At 26.3% G+C, this 17,602-nt stretch carries 31 protein-coding genes; 30 read left to right on the top strand and 1 reads right to left on the bottom strand.

Features of this window, described 5'->3' with window-relative positions:
* Positions 1-16: 16 nt before the first annotated feature.
* The 27 genes from B3603_RS16375 to B3603_RS16245 all read left to right on the top strand — a co-directional run bounded on the left by B3603_RS16375 (position 17) and on the right by B3603_RS16245 (position 13,962).
* Positions 17-907 carry a hypothetical protein gene (locus tag B3603_RS16375; protein WP_291566881.1) on the top strand — a complete coding sequence of 297 codons (891 nt, stop codon included), beginning with the start codon at positions 17-19 and terminating at the stop codon, positions 905-907.
* A gap of 288 nt (positions 908-1,195) precedes the next feature.
* On the top strand, positions 1,196-1,384 hold the full coding sequence (locus tag B3603_RS16370) for a hypothetical protein (protein ID WP_291566879.1): 189 nt from the start codon (positions 1,196-1,198) through the stop codon (positions 1,382-1,384).
* Between the two features lie 15 nt (positions 1,385-1,399).
* On the top strand, positions 1,400-1,621 hold the full coding sequence (locus tag B3603_RS16365) for a hypothetical protein (RefSeq protein ID WP_291566877.1): 222 nt from the start codon (positions 1,400-1,402) through the stop codon (positions 1,619-1,621).
* Between the two features lie 35 nt (positions 1,622-1,656).
* A complete protein-coding gene (locus B3603_RS16360) occupies positions 1,657-1,965 on the top strand; it encodes a hypothetical protein (protein ID WP_291566874.1) in 309 nt (102 codons plus the stop codon).
* Between the two features lie 39 nt (positions 1,966-2,004).
* Positions 2,005-2,313, top strand: a complete 309-nt coding sequence (locus tag B3603_RS16355; protein ID WP_291566872.1) for a hypothetical protein — start codon at positions 2,005-2,007, stop codon at positions 2,311-2,313.
* A 12-nt stretch (positions 2,314-2,325) separates the two neighbouring features.
* Positions 2,326-2,514: a hypothetical protein gene (locus B3603_RS16350; RefSeq protein ID WP_291566870.1), complete on the top strand. Its 189-nt coding sequence runs from the start codon at positions 2,326-2,328 to the stop codon at positions 2,512-2,514.
* A gap of 11 nt (positions 2,515-2,525) precedes the next feature.
* A complete protein-coding gene (locus B3603_RS16345) occupies positions 2,526-2,738 on the top strand; it encodes a hypothetical protein (RefSeq protein ID WP_291566868.1) in 213 nt (70 codons plus the stop codon).
* Between the two features lie 43 nt (positions 2,739-2,781).
* Positions 2,782-3,069, top strand: a complete 288-nt coding sequence (locus B3603_RS16340; RefSeq protein ID WP_291566866.1) for a hypothetical protein — start codon at positions 2,782-2,784, stop codon at positions 3,067-3,069.
* 48 nt (positions 3,070-3,117) lie between these two features.
* Positions 3,118-3,453, top strand: coding sequence for a hypothetical protein (locus tag B3603_RS16335; protein WP_291566864.1), 336 nt, complete (start codon positions 3,118-3,120; stop codon positions 3,451-3,453).
* Positions 3,454-3,512: 59 nt separating this feature from the next.
* The gene (locus B3603_RS16330) at positions 3,513-3,746 is read left to right on the top strand and encodes a hypothetical protein (RefSeq protein WP_291566862.1); all 234 of its coding nucleotides are present in this window, start codon (positions 3,513-3,515) and stop codon (positions 3,744-3,746) included.
* Between the two features lie 65 nt (positions 3,747-3,811).
* Entirely contained in the window at positions 3,812-4,456 is a 645-nt protein-coding gene (locus tag B3603_RS16325) for a hypothetical protein (protein ID WP_291566860.1), read from the top strand.
* A 14-nt stretch (positions 4,457-4,470) separates the two neighbouring features.
* A complete protein-coding gene (locus B3603_RS16320; RefSeq protein ID WP_291566858.1) occupies positions 4,471-4,890 on the top strand; it encodes a hypothetical protein in 420 nt (139 codons plus the stop codon).
* Between the two features lie 156 nt (positions 4,891-5,046).
* Positions 5,047-5,223, top strand: coding sequence for a hypothetical protein (locus B3603_RS16315; RefSeq protein ID WP_291566856.1), 177 nt, complete (start codon positions 5,047-5,049; stop codon positions 5,221-5,223).
* 174 nt (positions 5,224-5,397) lie between these two features.
* Positions 5,398-5,673 carry a hypothetical protein gene (locus B3603_RS16310; RefSeq protein WP_291566854.1) on the top strand — a complete coding sequence of 92 codons (276 nt, stop codon included), beginning with the start codon at positions 5,398-5,400 and terminating at the stop codon, positions 5,671-5,673.
* Positions 5,674-5,685: 12 nt separating this feature from the next.
* Positions 5,686-5,856: a hypothetical protein gene (locus tag B3603_RS16305; protein ID WP_291566852.1), complete on the top strand. Its 171-nt coding sequence runs from the start codon at positions 5,686-5,688 to the stop codon at positions 5,854-5,856.
* Positions 5,857-5,932: 76 nt separating this feature from the next.
* Positions 5,933-6,181: a hypothetical protein gene (locus B3603_RS16300; protein WP_291566850.1), complete on the top strand. Its 249-nt coding sequence runs from the start codon at positions 5,933-5,935 to the stop codon at positions 6,179-6,181.
* Positions 6,182-6,201: 20 nt separating this feature from the next.
* Positions 6,202-6,549, top strand: a complete 348-nt coding sequence (locus tag B3603_RS16295) for a hypothetical protein (protein WP_291566848.1) — start codon at positions 6,202-6,204, stop codon at positions 6,547-6,549.
* Between the two features lie 433 nt (positions 6,550-6,982).
* Entirely contained in the window at positions 6,983-7,168 is a 186-nt protein-coding gene (locus tag B3603_RS16290) for a hypothetical protein (protein WP_291566846.1), read from the top strand.
* 22 nt (positions 7,169-7,190) lie between these two features.
* The gene (locus B3603_RS16285; protein WP_291566844.1) at positions 7,191-7,352 is read left to right on the top strand and encodes a hypothetical protein; all 162 of its coding nucleotides are present in this window, start codon (positions 7,191-7,193) and stop codon (positions 7,350-7,352) included.
* A gap of 63 nt (positions 7,353-7,415) precedes the next feature.
* A complete protein-coding gene (locus tag B3603_RS16280) occupies positions 7,416-7,634 on the top strand; it encodes a hypothetical protein (protein ID WP_291566842.1) in 219 nt (72 codons plus the stop codon).
* A gap of 144 nt (positions 7,635-7,778) precedes the next feature.
* Positions 7,779-8,159: a hypothetical protein gene (locus B3603_RS16275; protein WP_291566840.1), complete on the top strand. Its 381-nt coding sequence runs from the start codon at positions 7,779-7,781 to the stop codon at positions 8,157-8,159.
* A 248-nt stretch (positions 8,160-8,407) separates the two neighbouring features.
* Positions 8,408-8,971, top strand: a complete 564-nt coding sequence (locus B3603_RS16270) for a hypothetical protein (protein WP_291566839.1) — start codon at positions 8,408-8,410, stop codon at positions 8,969-8,971.
* Between the two features lie 40 nt (positions 8,972-9,011).
* Complete coding sequence (locus B3603_RS16265) at positions 9,012-9,446, top strand: hypothetical protein (RefSeq protein ID WP_291566837.1); 435 nt, start codon at positions 9,012-9,014, stop codon at positions 9,444-9,446.
* Between the two features lie 19 nt (positions 9,447-9,465).
* Entirely contained in the window at positions 9,466-10,737 is a 1,272-nt protein-coding gene (locus B3603_RS16260) for a CRISPR-associated protein Cse4 (protein WP_291566836.1), read from the top strand.
* A gap of 207 nt (positions 10,738-10,944) precedes the next feature.
* Positions 10,945-11,226 carry a hypothetical protein gene (locus B3603_RS16255; RefSeq protein ID WP_291566834.1) on the top strand — a complete coding sequence of 94 codons (282 nt, stop codon included), beginning with the start codon at positions 10,945-10,947 and terminating at the stop codon, positions 11,224-11,226.
* 251 nt (positions 11,227-11,477) lie between these two features.
* Positions 11,478-12,932 (top strand): hypothetical protein, encoded by a 1,455-nt coding sequence (locus B3603_RS16250; protein WP_291566832.1) that lies wholly within the window; start codon positions 11,478-11,480, stop codon positions 12,930-12,932.
* 118 nt (positions 12,933-13,050) lie between these two features.
* On the top strand, positions 13,051-13,962 hold the full coding sequence (locus B3603_RS16245; RefSeq protein WP_291566829.1) for a tyrosine-type recombinase/integrase: 912 nt from the start codon (positions 13,051-13,053) through the stop codon (positions 13,960-13,962).
* Between the two features lie 38 nt (positions 13,963-14,000).
* On the opposite strand, the gene B3603_RS16240 is transcribed toward B3603_RS16245, so the two are convergent.
* Positions 14,001-14,231: a helix-turn-helix domain-containing protein gene (locus B3603_RS16240; RefSeq protein WP_291566827.1), complete on the bottom strand. Its 231-nt coding sequence runs from the start codon at positions 14,229-14,231 to the stop codon at positions 14,001-14,003.
* 232 nt (positions 14,232-14,463) lie between these two features.
* Between B3603_RS16240 and B3603_RS16235 the strand changes: the two genes are divergently transcribed.
* The 3 genes from B3603_RS16235 (at position 14,464) to B3603_RS16225 (ending at position 17,541) form a co-directional block, all read left to right on the top strand.
* Entirely contained in the window at positions 14,464-14,694 is a 231-nt protein-coding gene (locus B3603_RS16235) for a hypothetical protein (RefSeq protein ID WP_291566826.1), read from the top strand.
* A gap of 190 nt (positions 14,695-14,884) precedes the next feature.
* A complete protein-coding gene (locus B3603_RS16230; RefSeq protein WP_291566824.1) occupies positions 14,885-16,288 on the top strand; it encodes a hypothetical protein in 1,404 nt (467 codons plus the stop codon).
* 2 nt (positions 16,289-16,290) lie between these two features.
* Positions 16,291-17,541 (top strand): hypothetical protein, encoded by a 1,251-nt coding sequence (locus tag B3603_RS16225; protein WP_291566822.1) that lies wholly within the window; start codon positions 16,291-16,293, stop codon positions 17,539-17,541.
* Positions 17,542-17,602 lie beyond the last annotated feature (61 nt).

Below are 17,602 nucleotides of genomic sequence, written 5' to 3'. Positions count from 1 at the left end.
TAGGAGGATTTTAGCTATGTTAGAGAATATAAATATATTAAAAGATTTTAAGGAAGGGCAATGCTTTATTATATGCAACGATGACGCACTATATGTTGAGGAAAGTACACTATTAAGACAGTATTTAGATACTGCGTGTGAAGGAGATTACGAGCCTCAAAGAACCGATGTTCCAGTTAAATATGAAAGTGAAATAGCGTATTGGATTGAAGACGAAACCATACGCTATGAAAATCCTAACAAACTATCTGAGGAAAAAACAAAGGTTAATTTTATAGATTTACAAGATATTTTATTTGCAAAAAAATTAAAAAACTTTTCTAATCACAAATGGGTTAAATATTATATAGACTTAGAAGGCGAACCCAATATCCAATTTGCAGAAGGTTGTCACTACAATGGAAAAGAAGACTTAGAAAAATTCGAAGAAAATGTTTTAGATAAGTATGGTAAAAATAAAAACAGTATTCAATATAAAACATATATGCTTATCGCGGATACACTAAGATTAAAGCTAAATTTATCTTATAGAACTACTGGTACAGTAATAAAAGTTTGTAACTTTAATCAGATATTAAAAGAGCAGCACTGTGTAATATCTAATTTTATAGAAGATTCAATTTCACAATTTAAGAGTACAGAGGATAAATATTACGTACCTAAAAACGTAATGTGGTTAATGTATTCACAAATAGACGAACAACAGGAATTTAAATATCTAAAAAATAGTAATACTAGCCAAGAAGATAATTACTACTATGATCTAATAACATTAAATTATTTAGATAATAATTTTGCAATACCTGTGCCGATTTTGGCAAAAATATTACAAGTAACGGAGGAAGATTTATACAATTGTTTTACAGAGGAAAAAATGGAATACAAAGATGAAGTAGATTTTATATAAAAGCAATTTAAAGAAAAAATAATTAAAATTATTAAATAGTTAGGAGGAATTTAGTCATGTCTATAGAAATATTAAATTTATATATGGGAATATGTAAGAAAAATAATGTTATAGGCACAATAGACGGGTTGAAAAGATTACATAAATTATTAAATATTAAATAAATATAATTAAAAAGGGAATTTAAATTCCCTTTCCTATAATGTAGCTATATCAAAATGAATATAACAGTTTTAAGCCTGTACAAATGCAGAGAATAGGAAAAATTTATTATAGTAGGTGAAAAAAATGAGTGGTAAAGAAGCTTTAATAGAGCTACTAAATGGCGGAACAGTGGAATTTGGAGAAAGATATTATAGATATAATCATTATAAAAATATAATAGAATGGGATGACTATAAGCAAGGAAACTGGAAAGTATCTTCAATTACGATAAACGACTTTTTAGCAGTGCAACTGTGGAATAGGTTAGAATAATTCAGGAGGTAGCTTATGAGCTGTAAATATGAATTAAGATGTACTATGAAAGATAGACACTGTAAAGAGTGTAAGCATAATCCAAAAGCAGAGCTACAAGATTATTTTCGAGATAGAGGTTACGTGCCATCATGTCCTCATGGGTATGATGATTGCATCCATGACCCTGCAAAATGTGGAAAAGAAGAAAAATGTAATTGTGATGATGGTTGTTGGTATGATGATGAAAATAAATAAAATAATAGTTTTATTAAGATTTTGGAGGAAGTATTATGAGTGAAAAATTTAAAAAACTATCAAATTCTAGTAAAAGAGCGAAGATAAAATCTAATGTTGAATATTATTTTACAAAGAATTTTATAAATGATGATATTGTTAAAGAAGTAAATAAAAAAGTATATAATAATGGATCGTGGATAGAATACAAGGAATTTGAAGTTACAGATAAATTTACTGGAAAGAAGTACAAATATAATTTTTCATGTAAATATAAATTAGGTGATATTATAAAAGGAACTTCTAAACGGTTTATAGAGTGCTTATATGTAAGTAAATTTAAAGTGCTAATAACAGATATATAACGCAATAAAGATTGTATATTTAAGATTTTGGAGGACAACATGACATCAAAACAAATAAAATTCTTGAATGAAATAATTAGATACAGCTATAGTATAGATGAAGCATATGCTGAGATAATTAACAAGAAAAATAATCATGATTACTATGTAGAGTTAGAGAAAATTATTATTGATTACTATAGTGCAGATGGTGAAAACAATGTGATTTACAAATGTAAAAAATACATAGAGAATATGAGACATAACGGAGCTGAAATTTTACAATGGAAACTTACAAATAAAAGTTTGATAGTAACACAAAAAAAGAATAATTGGAAGTCTATTATTCCTTTAGATAGTTTAGATTAGGAGGGTTTAAAGATGTTTGAAATAAATGAAAGAGTTAGAATTTCAGGGAATATAAAATATGGGGATCAAGATATCAAAGTCAGTTCACAGGGTACTATAGTAGACGTAGAAAAAAATAGTTTTCTAGTTAGCATTGATATGATTGATGGAGATAGTAACGCATGGGTATATGTAAATAAAGATTGTATATTCAATATTTAGGAGGGTTTGAAATGTTAAAAAAGTATATAATGATATGGATTGAAGAAGAGGAAAGATGGTATTATTTTAAAGAATCTTTTGATAAAAATCAGTTCAAAAACGGCTATGTAGATTTTTATATTGCGACAGATGAAAATGACATAATAGTAGAGGACACCTATAGAAAAAGTAATAAAGGGAAAAAATTTAGTTTTACTTATGATACAGTCGAATGGGAAAAATAGATAAATAAAAGAGCAGTTATTTAAAATATAGGAGGTTAGAAAAATGTTAGAAAGAGTATGTAAAAAATGTGGTCATAAGGTTACAAAATCAGAATTAGAGGAATATCCATTTCAATGTAATAACTGTGATGAGGATTTATATTCATTTGAAACTGATATAATAAATGCTAAAGATGCAAAAATAGTTTCCATTATAAACGGAATTAACATTATTTATGAAGATAACAATGATATAATATCAGACGTAAATTGTAAGAAATGTGGAAAATTACTTAGATATGGGGAAGTAATAGACGATTATCAATGTTGTAGCGATTGTAGGCAAGAATAAGATAACAAAACAATTAATTAAAATTTAAATGAATTAAGGAGAATTAAAATGGATTTAGAATATATAAAAGAAAATAAATGTCCTATGTGTGGATGTAATGTAATAATAGAGGAAAGAGTTCAAGCAGCAAGAAATGAAATGGGTTATAGAACACATGCTCATGGTGGAAGGTGGGAAAGTAGAAAGTTTGCCTGTGGTCAAGAGTTAAATTATTGTCCTAATTTCTCTAAAGTGGAAATATCTCAATACAATATATGCCAGAAAAATGAAGAATATATAATTAAGCAACAAAAGAGAGAGCAAGCATTAAAAGAGATAAAAAAATTTATATTGACATTAGATGTTGACGAAGATTATAAGGAGCATTTAAGGGAAAAATATTAAATTATTAAATTAAAAGCATGATTTTAACATGAAATAATTATAAAATAGGAGCATTGAAAATGAATGATGTGGAATTAGTTTTCTTTTATGAATCAAGTCATAAAAATATATATGGTCAAAGAAAAATTGAGATAAAAAAAGGAACATACATAAGAGGAAAACAACCAATGATTGAAAAAATAAGAACTTGTAACACTAAAGAACTAGCAGAAAAATGGTGCTTAAAACAAGGTTGGGGAAAACATGGATATAAAAAGAATTTAATAACTAATGAAATAGAATTAATAAATTAAAGATAATAATATTTATAACTTTACTATAAAAAATGTATTTTATTTAAAATTCAGGGGGTATTAAAATGAAAAGATTATATAGTTATCAATTGGAGCAAATGTTTAAAAAGGACAAAAAAGAATTGGAATTATATCTCAAATCTACAGATAGTGAAACTGCTGCTAGAATAATTGAAGATATTTGTACCTACTTTAGTTTTATATATATAGAATCTAGTAAAAATAAAGAAGATCATTGTTGGAAATTTATCATAAAAGAATTATTAAAGAAATCAGTTGCACCTATAGATATATCTATAGTAAATAGAAATACAAAAGGAAACTCTATTCCAAATTGGGCAAAATCATTTTCTTTTATAGAATACTCTTTAACGTATTCTATAAAAGAAAATGATATAGTAATACCAAAAGATGAAATAGAAAAAATTATTCAGGATAACTCATATGGATTATTAGGTTTGTGTTGGAATAAAGATAATAAATTGGTTGTAATGCCTTGTATTACAACTGAATACGAATATTGCACTAAAAACATTATATCTCAATTAGGATACAGGTATATAGAAGATGTATTACCGCTTATACCTGAGCCGTATAGCAATGAATACGAAGGTGAAGACGAAAAAGAAAAATTAATGATACATTCGTGCTTAAAAGAGCTAGAAAAGAAAGAGAAAAATGGTTATTATTACTTCGAAAATATAAATTAAAAGGGGAATTAAAAATGAAATGGAGCGAAGAAAAAACTAAAAAAGAAATAATAAAGGTAGAAGAAAAAGAAAATTGTACATTTTTTGGATATTTTATAAAAGATGGATTTCCAGAATATATAATAGATTGGGAAGCAGGAGTTGTTAAAGAGCGACGTTTTTATGGGAAAGACACTGTTGACCCTTTCTCAAACTATGAGAGAGGTTTTTGGAGTGATGCAAGGGATAAAGTGACTCCTATAAAAAATTACGAAGTTGATTTATCTTTTTATTTATATTTATATCAACGGAATGTTCTGGAGAAATGGAAGGAACATGGAGGTAAAATAAATTTCAATGATGTTAATATGCGTTATGCAAGTGAGGAAAGTTTATTAGAGGATATAAACAATTCTAATAAAAGTGAATATTTGTGGGTACATTCATGGCTTTAACAAAAGAGTATTAACAATGTTAAAATGAAAGCAAAAGTAGAAGTTTACTTAGAAATGGAATAAAAGAGTTATTTTAAATTAAATATAGTTATAATTTGAAAAATATTGCGTCACTTGAAACAACAATTTTCATGTAAACTTTAGGAGGTGTGGAATATGGCGGGATGGAATAAGGCACGTTATATTATGGAATATGTAGAAAAGGGTAAAAGAAAACAGCATATTATATATGCAAATACTTTAAAAGAAGCAAAAATAAAAGCAAAAGCAATAGCAGAAAAGGATGATATAGGTATAACCTACGGACTTGAACTTGAACAAATGAAAGCTTGATTTGAAGTGACAGAGGGTTTAAACAGGTGCTAAGTCATGCAGTTTATAACCTATTAAAAGCAACATTTCATGTTTCGCATATCAAATACAAAATAAAATAAAATAAAAGATAAGTTCTATTTTGAAATATTAAATTATTAAGAGGTGGCTAATTTGAAAGGATGAAGTGTAAATATGTTTAAGTTAGTGAGGACAAAGAAAAAAATAACATTTGAATCAAATTGTTTATATGATGACATGTACAAAAGTGCAATATATTATCTATCAAGTTGCAATAATAGAATCTTTAAATACAAGACTGAAATATATAATCTTTTAGATAAACATATACGTAATTCAGGTATTTGTAATCCTGAAATACATCTCGGAAAAGGCAATCAAACATCAAAAACATTATTTAACAAATTAATAAAAGATGGATTTGTTAAATTAGAAAACAAAATTAAATAAGAGGTGTAGAGTATGAACTGGTATGAGCAAATGCTAATAAGTATTAATAGGCTAAAAAAAGCATTAGGTGTTAGAAAAAATATTAAAAGTATGTCACCAAGTGAGGTGATGAACTTTTATGAAACGCTATGTGACATGAAAGATAAATGGGAAGAGGATAATCAACAAGAATTAAGATACTAGACTTTTAAAGAAAAAAGAACTTAAATCGTCTTATGATTAAAACGTGGCTTATAAAATTTTAAGGAGTTGAGTAAAAATGATATTAAATAGAACCGAGCAAATAACATACATAAGTGTAGCCGAAGAAACTTATATTTATAATAAATTAAACAATATATTTACTTTTGTGGATGCCAATTTTGAAGTAACAGTTTATCAATTAGAGAGTAAAGAGGATTTCAAAGAACTGTATGAAAATCAAAAAGTAAATTTTGAAATAGTGGGTATCGAAATGCCTGGTGATTTAAATGAGTGGTTTATCGAGACTTATAATAAAATTAGATAATTAAGGAGTGTGGGAATAATATGTATAGAAATGAGTATTTAGAAAACTGCTTGGAAGAAAACCAAGGAAGTTATTATCTATTAAGAGGGTACATTCATACCCAAGAAAGAAAATACAATACGCTAGTAATCAATGACTTAGTGTTTATTGGGAATAAACCAGAAGAATTTAAAAGATTCAAAGATGAACTTATAAAGGCTAATATAAAAGAATTTGTGTTAACAGAATCAAGCTCAGGGTTGATGGCTAATATACATGCACTTGATTCTGTTGACATAAAGATAAAAGAAGTCATAAAAGTTAATTACATTAATAAATGGGATAGGGAAAAAATCTTTATAGAAGGATTAAAAATGGTAGTTGAATAGTATATAAGGTATAATAATAAATATTAAAATCATATAGAGAAGAGGCGAAAAAATGAAAATTCTTAAATTGTATTTTACATGGAAATTTGTTATACCATTTGTACTAATGTTGTCAATGCTAGTTATAGGGCTTTGTAATGTTATAAAATTTTATATCAATCTAAAATTCAAAAAAAATTGTTTTGAATGTAAATATTATAATTTGTATAATGTAGCTTCTGTTGGGAATCATTGCACTTACAAATGTCAAAAATTCAATAACATCAATGAACATAAAATAAATGATAAATATAACTTTATAAAATGTGAGTGTTATGAGACAAAGCACAATAAAATTTGAATTTTATAACTATTTTGAGTAAAAATTTATTGGTTAATACATGGTATAATGTATAATAAGTGATAGTAATTAATCAAGAGGAGAAAGTAAAATATGAAAGTTAAAGATATTGTTAATAAAATAAGATTAATAGGTACAGAAGTGGTAATAAAAGAAAAGTTTGTAGAATTAAGCACAAGCAAAGTACCACTAAGAGAATGTGAATACCTTGAAAGAACAGTACTATCTATTCAACCATTAGAAAATAAAATTGAAATAAATATAAAACCTTTAGATTAATGATAAATAAGGGGTGTTTGATATGAATAATGAGGAAGTAACGTTAAGGGAGCTTGAAGAATTATTGCATTATAGAAAATTAGATAAATCAGTAAAAATTAAAGTAGGAGAAAAAATTTATAATATAACAGGTATCACCGAAAATTCTAAAGACGAAATTTTTATAAATGGTGAGGAATCTTAAAAAATGTTGTAATTTTAAAAAGAATTGGAAGTATGGTAAAATAACTAAGAATGGAGGGGTAATATGAATAATAATCAAATTAAAGAAAGTATGAAATTTATTTTAGAAATCAGACAGGTACTTGAAAAGTATAATGATAAAAAAGAAAGCTTAATAAATCAAACTGAGGGTGTGTCACCAGAATTAAAGATGGTGAATGAAATAAGAGAAGATCTAAAAGGATTTTTAAATTCAGATTTTGTTAAAGTCACAGAGGAAAAATTTTCAGAAATTGAAGCATAATCTCCGAGGTTGCTCCTAAATGGAGGGTGGCAAGATTCCACCTGCAGGGCTACGTCCTGTACAACGCTTATAAGATTTATATTAACTACGTGGTAAGGGAGATAGTTCCCTAAATTAGATATGTATTGAAAGAGGTGCAATGATATGGCGGAATTAATGCTAGGTCAAAAAATACTAAGAGAGGTAGAAAAATTTGAAGATGATATTGAGAAATTAGTTAATCAAGACAAGAAATATAAGGTTGATATAATAGTAAAATATGAGTTTAAAATGGTCAATGGAAAAATAAGAGATACATTTTTATTAGATGCAACTTATGGTAGAAATGTAGATTTAGACTCATCATTTGCGTTTGAAACGAATTCTTTATCTATAGGTTACATTAATCAAATAGCAAAAGTGATAAGAGAACTTACAGATAAAGAGTTTAATACAAAAGAAGAATATTTTGATGAATTCGAAAAGCTATATCATCAAGAGACTGGATTCTATATTTTAACTTTGACATCTGTAAATATATATTAGTTATAATTAATATATAAGAAAAAAATGCAAAGTAGCTTAGGGTGTAGTTCTGAGCTACTTTTTATAAAAGAAACATTTTATAAATATTTGGCAGCTTATTAAAAATATAGGCTGTTTTTTATTTATAAAATGTCGAAATATTATTAAAATTGTTACAAATTTTCTCTTGCATAATAGTCGCTATCGAGTATATAATATAAATATACAATAGTCGTAAACGACTATCAGTTAAGGAGGCAATTACAATAATGAATGAAAATGAATTATTAGTTAAAGAATTAGTTAAGTTACAAATACTTTGTATGCGATGGGTAGAAAGACATACGAAGTTAAGATGTGTAACACATAGGGACATGGATAGAATATTAAAAGGTGGTAAACTCACAATTACTTATAAAGATGCAGTTAAAAACCTAAAAATGAATATACATAAATATTGTAAAAATGATTATTTAGCTGGATCTATTTTAAAGTTAGAAGAGGATATAAACAATAGTGAAATATGCAATTTAAGGTTTGGTGTAGAACCACAGAAAAAGTTCACAGAACTAGAGTACAAATTAGATAGCTTTATAATAAAAAGAACATTGTTTATGATAAATGAAATGGTAGGGATAAAGTATATAGTAGATAATGTAGCAAAAGATTTAAACATTACAGAAAGTGCAGTAAAACAAGCTTGTCAGCAGGAGAGACTTTTGAATACTAGAAAAATAGGTAACAACTGGATGGTTCATATTCCAGAGTGTAGGGCTTATTGGAATATACCAGATGAGGATGAAACACATTTATATAAAGATTGGAAGTATTAAAAAAAAATTTAAAAAAAAATAAAGATTTGGAGGGGAAATTATGTTAAGAAAAAGTATAGAAAATTTTATAAATGTATTAGAAGGAAAGGAAGTCATTATAAACTCTAAAAGTTACAAAATAGAAGATGGAAAAATAGTGAATGGAAATAATATATTAAACTTAAATATCATGAATGAATACGAACTAGAAGACCTACAAGACCAATTAGCTTCAGAGGTATTACTTTACTTGAAGGAAACTTATTTAGGAAAAGAAATAAAAATATTAGATTTAGACAATGAAATGTTAGAGTTAGTTCCAAGAGCAGATAGCGTTTTTGATTGCAACACTAGAGAAAAATTAGAATCTGATGGATTCTGTTATCAGTATGACTATGATAATCCATCAGGATTTAATTTTATATTTGAAATAATGCAGGATTCTGATGATATATTGCATATAGAAGTAAAAATCATAGATATAGGAAAAATATAAAGGTAAAAGGGTGAAAGCAATGTTAAAAGATTGTTTAGATATTTTTAGAGGTTTATATGAACAGCAAGGCGATAACTTAATTTTAAAAGATTATAAGCTAACACAAGGAGATTACATCCTTATTAATGATAATGGTGAGATAATTAAAAAAATGACAGTAAATAATAAAAATGATTACAACATAGAAGATTATAATTATTTTAAAGAACTTGACTATTTATCTAAGCTTATAAGTATGCAAAAACCTATAGACAGTAAAAAAGTTATACACAGTAATAGCCATTTAAGCTTCTTTGTTAGAAAAGAGAATATAAATAATGGCAAACTTTCACAAGAAATAATAGACAATTATTATAAGATGCTAAACAATGCAGAATTAAAATATAAGACAAAGGATAAAAGAGGGGCATTACTAATCTATAAAGAATTAGAAAAACAATACGGGAAAACAGATAGCAATTCAATAAACAAGAATAAACAATGGATCAAAGAAAATATCTTTTCTTTATTAAAAAAGCTGACATTAAAAGAAGATAATAACTACCTAAAGATATTTTTTAATGCTTCAATAGAAGATTATAGAAAAGAATCAGAAAAATATATATTTCCTAATGTATTTAATAATGTAGAACATAATGTAGATATAGAAGGAAATATATATGGAGTTTCAGGTAACAACACTACATTAAATTCCAAAAAACCTTTCTTATTAAACAAAACAAGAAAAAATACAATGCCATATTTAATAGAGCTAGAAGAAGCAGCATTACAGCAAAAATTCTTCGAGTTCTTGTTAAATAAAATTGAAGACGGTAGAAACATAATATATCTATCGGATAAAAAGCAATTTTATTTAAAAAATGATGAAGTGCTAAAAGAAAAATTTAATGGCTTATTTTTAAGGATAGAGAAAGGTTTAGAACCTAAAATTATGGATTTTACAGTGATACCTAACTACAATCCTAAGATTAACAGTATTGAAATAGATGGAAAGGTTGTTGAAAATAAAAGTGAATTATTAGATCTAATAGATGATGTTTATTTTGGTAAGCAACTAAAGAAGAATCTTTTTAGAGAAGCCAATGATATGAATATATCTAACTGGAAGTTTAAGGCGGTTATATTACGTTATAAAGAAGTGTTTATAGATTATTTCTATAGAGGAAATGAGTTACTATTAAAAAATATGTGGCATAAGATTTCAAAAGAAATAATAAAGCTATCTATAAGTAATGGGTATATTTTAAATGCAAGGCAACAAGAAAATCTACAAAGTATTTTGTTTAAATAAAAAATAAACAGGAAGTTGATTTTAAACTAACTTCCTGTTTGCTATAATAAAGTATATTTATTATAGATAATAATATTTAAATACATCGTATGTTATGGTTCAATTTTAGTAAAAAATACAAGGATATTTAAATACACCTTGTGTTAGTGTTAAGTATACACTAACATTAATTGGTGTATATGTCAAATATTTTGAGAGGTGAAATAAGTGAATATAGGAAAAATTATAGACAATAAAAGAGAAGAAAAGGGTTATCTTAAAAAAGATCTGGCAAATGTAGCCGATATTAATTATAAGTCTTTCTGTGATAAGCTAAATAGAAATAGTATTCAGTGGGATGAACTATTTAGACTATCTTACATACTAAACATCAATTTGGAAGAGCTTAAAGAAGAATACATAAAAGAACATATGATAAAGAATAGTGAAACTATAAGTTGGGATTTAGAGGACAATAAATATAGGAAAATAAAAACAGGAAGATTTTAATAGGGGGATATTCTTATATACTCTATTAACAATATATTTAAAATAAAGGGGTGAGAGGCATGACTCTATTTGCATTTATTATTTTTATAGGCGGTATACTTTTAAATGGAGGAAAATTTAAAAAATATTAAAATAATTTATACTACATCATAGGCTAGAGAGTGTAATTATCATTAACTTGGTGATTATATTTCTCTAGTCTTTTTTATTTTTTGTAAAATCATGTATAATAATCTGAGAGGTGAGGTTAGATGGAATTTAATATAATGCCTTTTTTAGCAGAAGCGTTTGCTATGAATGAGAGGACATATACTTTTATAGATAAAATATATAATGTAGATAGGTTGAAATTTATTAATGCTGCTAAAGATAGTGGGTTATATAATCATGATATTATAAAAGAGGGCAGTGTTCAGCAAGAATATTACTTTAAAAAATCGTTAGGTCTGTTAATAGTTTCTGCATATGATGAAGAGGTAAGAGATGGAGTTATAAAAATATGTGAAAAAGGATGGAAATATGCTTCAACATATATAAAAAGTAAGGATGAAATAGAATTATCATTATTTATTAAAAATTTTGTTAAGAAAAATAAAGGTATTGATAATATATCTGATGATGATTTCAATGGAAATATAACAGTTCTTATTTTCTTAGCAGCATTTTTGGAAAAAGAAATAGTGCAGGACGATCCATTTTATATAGATACCATTCAATCGTTAATGCAGCGATTTACATATTATGAAACAAAAGAAAAAATTAATCTTTCATTATTGGGCAGAAATAAGAAGAAAAAGTTACAAGAATTAGAGTTAAAAATAAAGAAAAAGTTTAAAATATATCCATTAAGCTGTGGGCATAATCTAAATAACAAATGTCTAGAAGATGGATTAACTCTTGATTTAGATAAAATTACTGAAGAGGACAAGGCTTATGCTCCATTTGGATATATATTTGATTCACATGATATAAGTTTGGCAGCAGTAGTTGGTAATGATTTTTTAAATTCTAAAGAGTTGCAAGAATTAATATATTATTATGCGACATTTTATAAAAATTGGGATGATATTGATGAGGAGAAATTGTATAATTATATATATCCTGCAATGCAAATACGATATTTAACTAAAGAATATAAAAAAGCAAAAGAATATTTCTTTGAAAATTTCAATGAAGAATTATATGAAGAAATTAGAAAAGCAGATTTAGAAGCAAAAGAAAGTAAAAAGAGTAATTTATTATTGCAAGATGAAAATGAAAGACTAAAAGAAGAAATTAAAAGATTAGAGAGAGAAAATAGAAGGCTAAATCAGCAGCTAGAAGAGAATAAGCTTAATAAGAATGAATTAATAGGGTTAAGAGAGTATATGTTTGCTAAGCAAGAAATGGAAACAGAGCAATATAATAAAGAAGATATATTTGTTGATTATAATAAACTAAGTGAATACAAATGCACTATATTTGGGGGTCATGATAATTGGCAGTTAAAAGTAAAAGAAAAAATAAAACAGTGGAATTATGTATCAAGAAAAACTCTTAATTTTGATACTGATTTAATAACTAATGTAGATTATATAATTATAAACTGTATGTCACATGCAATGTATTACAAAATAATAGAGAATGCAAAAGACCAAAAAATAATTTACATAAAGAACAATAATATAGATATATGTCTACGTGATATTGATGAAAATTTAGATTAGATGTATTTAATACATCTAATCTTTAGAAAAATATTAATTTAAAATATTAAATTAATGATTGACTAAATTAGTTATAAGTGGTAAAATTTAATTAATGAATATAAAGGAAGTGAATCTGATGTTAGAGCTAATTAATAAATATATAAAAACAATAGAGAACGAAAATACTAAAAAAAATTATAGAAGTGATTTAGAGTATTACCATAGATATTTATTAAAAGAGTATGGCGGTTCATCATTAGACATATTAAAAAAATTAAAACCAAGTGATGTGGATATTTATAAAATACACTTAACCCAAAAGGGATATGGTGCAGCGTCTGTAAATAGGATGATTTATGCTGTAGGGTGGTTATATAAAAAACTAATGGGAGATGATATACTAACTAAAGATATAACTGAAAACTACAAAAAGAAAGTAGTAAATAATAAGTTTGACGTATATTTAACAGAAGAAGAAGTCCAAAAGTTGATGACCTATATTGAGAATCTAAAACATATTAAACAAAAGGAAAAAACTTTTGAATTTATAAAACTTAGAGATTTATTATTTTTTAGAATTGCTTTTAGTACAGCATTGAGGTTTTCAGAAATATGCAATATAGAAATAAATGATGTTACAATAGATAACTATATAAAAATTTATGGAACTAAAAATGGAAAAGATCATATAGTTCCAATAAATGAAAAAGTGATGGAAACATGGGAAAAATATTTAAAAGAAAGAGCAAAAATAAACCCAAACCACGATTACTTGTTTATAACAACCAAAGGCGACCATTTTAAAAGGAATGATTTAATGAATAAAAAAATGAAGGAGTATTGTACAGCATGTGGTATTGAAAAAGATGGGGAAATTACGATTCATAAAACAAGACATACCGCTGCACACGTAATGGCAAAAAATAACGTAAGTCTTGTAAAGATACAAGAAATGCTAAATCATAACACTATCAGAACTACAATGAGGTATGTGCATGTGGGGAAAGAAGATTTAAAAGAAGTCCAAGAAAAATGTTTAAATTTTTAGAAAATAAATAGAAGGGACAATCATTCCCTTCTACATGCTCAACCAATATCTTTATTTTTGCATTTACAACAGTTACACTCAATGAGTTCAAGAGGGCATACATTTAAGCCTTCTGCAATCTTTTCTATAGTTCTCAAAGTTGGCGATTTTTGTCTGTCATCGGTTTCTAATGAGCTTAGATAAGATTGACTTACATCGGTGGAATCAGCCAATTCTTTTTGAGAGATATGTTGAGCAAGTCTTTTTTCTTTTATCTTCAATTTAAACATATTTTTCTCCTTTTAGAATAATTATAATAGAATTCAAAATATTTTGTAAAGGGGTAAAATATTACAAATATATGAATAGCATATAAAGCTAATAAAATATAAGAAAGTATCTTTTTCGACAGGAACATATGTTCTCATACAAGAAAATTGTCAGAAATATTTCTGTCAGAGATATGAAAATGTGTTAAAATAATATTAAACAAATTAAACGAAAAATTGGGAGGACAATTATATGGAGTTTACTAATTGTAGTTATATGGATTTTATAATCTTTTTAGAAGAAAATGAACCATACGGGCTAATAAAAAAAATGGGGAATGAAAGATTAGAACTTGACGTTGGTGAAATCTTAAATGATGAAAAATATGAATACAAGAATATTAAACGATTAGAATTTCTTGAACCTTATGCGATTAGAGTGGAAACAAAAGGGGGAGAAAGATTTGTTTTGAGTGAAATATAAAATACATATATAGTAATAATAAAATAAATATAATAAATAAATATAATAAAAGGAGTCACTCAACCTTAGAGTGGCTTTTTAATTTTATTTAATATTTTTATTAATGTTGTTGTACTTCTGATAGAAAATGGTTATAATAATATTAGAGAGGATATTAAAAAAATAAAATCAATGATGAGGAGCAATGTGAATGAATTCAAAAAATAAAGATACATTAGGATCAAGAAATCTGACAACACAAGATAAATTATCTGATATTTTTAAAGTGGTAACTGTTCAAGAAATCAATAATACAAAACTACAACGATACCTAAACAATTTTTTCACTAGCAAAGGTCTAAGTCAAAATACGGTTGCTTGCTTGTTTGATGGTACACAAAACCCAGAGGTTTTAGGGAAGATTGAGCGAATTGCATTTGCACAAGGATGTTACGATATATTAAAGTGGAAGGATTTAAAACCTGAACTTTATTTTAGCCCTGCAGAATTAAATGAATTTGATACATTTATTGTATCTGATGAAAATGAAAATATAAATAAGATTTTTATGAAGAATGTTAAAAAAATCAATGATTTCACATACCAATGTTATTCTACTGCTAAAGAGCTATATTTATATAGAAAAAATTCATTAGTAACATATAATAAAAATACTCAAAGAGCTTCAAAATATAAAACTATTGGAACAAATAATTTAAAAGTTCGAGAAGCTTCAGTTAATTATGATGCGGTAAAAAATATAGAAGCCGCAATACTTGAAAAAAAGTTTTTTACAAATGAAATATACTTTAATGTTTTAATTATGGAAGGTAAAGAACCAAAGTTTAAATATAAGAAAAACTTTGATAATATAGGTGACTTAACTATCGAGCCTTTTTATGATAGAAGTAGCAATAGGTTAACATATTGTAACATAATAGATGGATATCATAGATTTCTTGCTATGACTAATGCATATATAAAACACAAAGAAGAAACAGGTGAGGATCTAGAAATAGGGTTATGTGTTATGGTTACTTTGTTTAATGAAGATCAGGCAAAGCGATTCATTGCACAACAGTTTAAAAGAAGTGATACAGATGAAGAATATTTAAGGTCATTGGAAAGTAGCGATTTTGATGAGTTTGCGACTAAATTAGCACAAAAAATTAATGTTTTAGATAAAAATTTATCTGCAACGTATGACGAAATGAAATTTGAGGAGAAATTAACATATAGAACGTTATTAGGGGATGCAATTGAATTAACAGATATAGAAGTTAACCAGTTCCAAGAGAGAGTTTACACAACAGAAAAGATGGCAGTAATAATAAATGCTACTATTGAATGTTTAATGGCAAATAAAGAGTTTAAAACTATTAAAGATGTAAGAAAAAATAGTTATTTTTTAGATGCAAATATGTTTGTGGGTTACATTGCAATTGCTAATATACTAAAAAATTATGACTATGAAAAATATATAATTCCATTAGTAGAATCTTTATGCAATCTAAATGAAAAAGAAGTGTCACAGCTAAAATTGAATAATAAAGATTGCAGTGTTAAAAAAATATATGATTACTTTGAAAATATAGCTAAGGAGGTTGTGAAATAGATATGAGAATTAAAGAGTATTTAGGACGAATAGATCATGAAGAATTACAGGAACGAGCGGAGTATGATATTTTACAATCAAAAGGGCATAATGTTGAAAAGCTAAACGAGAAAGAATATAAAGACTTAACAAAAAAATATAAAAAAGAAATAAATAAAGATTATGATGAAAAGATAAAAAGTGAATTAGATAAATATACACTTTATCAAATAAACAAATTAAAATATTTAAATGAAGTCTATAAACTCAAATTAAATACAATGAACACCCTCTGGGATCTGTATAATAGCAATATTCACTATGATGAAGTGAATAAGAATAAAGACATATATGATTTTAGTCAATATGAAATAGAAACATTAATTAAAGCAATTCCGACAACTTCATATGCAACAAAAAACAACGTGTTCTATTTTATCAAACAATACTGTGAGTGGGCTGTAAATAGGGGTCTTATACTAGAGAATCCATGTGTGGGCATCGATAAAGATGTATATCAAACTGTAAACGTAAAAGCTTTGCAATCAGCGAGAGTAAAGCTAGAAGAGTTCCAAAATCAAATGAAACAATTAGTATTAAAAGATGGATTTAATTATATAAAAGCAATGATGGTTATAATGCCAAGATATGGAGTATTCGGTAAAAATGGAGCTTATGCCAGTAATTTAATGTGGGAAGATATAGATAAAGAAAACAAGGAAGTTAGAATAGTGGATCAGGAAACGGGTGAGCTGATAACCACACTTCCAGTAGACGATTTTTTCATTGATTGGGTAAATAAGTGTAAAGAATACAATGGGGAAGAGGATAATAGAAAAAAAGATGGTGAAAAAGATAATAAAAAACAAGAGAAATATATTGACAATGGCTATGTATTGAAACAAAGTAAAGTTACTAAAAAATCTAAAGATGCAACTGTAAGTTATGCAGTAATGACATTGAATATAAATGAAATTAACGATGAATTAGGCACAAATTTTACACCACGTAATTTAATAAAAGATAGAAAAATAGACTTATTATTAGAGTTAAGAAAGATTAGAAAATTGACTGCAGATGATTTTAAGGCGGTAACAAAACTATTTGATCCATCTTCAAGCAAAACTGCATACTTTCAGTTGAAAAAACAATATGAGGATTTAACAGGTGATGAAGTGGTAAATAGAAAGCCAGGAGCTAAGAAAAATCCTGAGTTTTATAATGAAGAAGGTAATTATGTGAGAAAAGAAAGAAGAGAAAGCTTGGAAGAATAGGTGAGAAGATACCTATTCTTCTTATTTTCTAATTAAATATTATTTATTAAAAATATAAATA

Source organism: Clostridium sp. UBA2485, assembly GCF_002341865.1.
Taxonomy (GTDB): domain Bacteria; phylum Bacillota; class Clostridia; order Clostridiales; family Clostridiaceae; genus Clostridium_J.
The sequence above is the reverse complement of the archived record's forward strand: the minus strand, read 5'-3'. Positions and strand labels throughout refer to the sequence as shown.